This is a genomic window from Methylobacterium sp. D54C, from assembly GCF_053345595.1.
In genome coordinates this window covers 1-364 of sequence record NZ_JBKFAK010000133.1, presented here as the reverse complement: position 1 = coordinate 364, position 364 = coordinate 1, and the positions used below count along the sequence as shown (strand labels likewise).

Genomic DNA, 364 nt, shown 5'->3' with positions numbered 1-364 from the left:
ATCACGCCGCTGCTGAGCGCCGTGCCGGCATTGGTCGCACCTCCGGAGATGGTGCCGGTGTTGATCAGGAGGCCGGCATTGCTGACGCTGCTCTGGGTCCAGCCGGCATTGAGATAGGTGCCCGCACCCTGGACGGAGACCGGTGAGGTCAGGCTGCCGCTGGCGGACAGGAACAGGGTGCCGCCGGCGACGGTGGTCGGTCCGGCATAGGTGTTGGTGCCGGCGAGTTCGAGGGTACCGAGCCCGACCTTGGTCAGGCCGCCGACGCCGGAGATGGCGTTGGCGAAGCGGCCGTAATAGGCCTGTCCGTTGTAGGTGGTGTTGACGGTCCAGTCGGAGGTGAACTGGCCCGGGCCGTCGATGG

General features: G+C 67.9%; 1 protein-coding gene. It reads right to left on the bottom strand.

The genetic code is table 11. The annotated features are described in order from the left end of the window. Positions 1–364 (bottom strand): autotransporter-associated beta strand repeat-containing protein (locus tag ACLBYB_RS32840; RefSeq protein ID WP_447701385.1); only part of this gene is annotated, 364 nt, incomplete at both ends.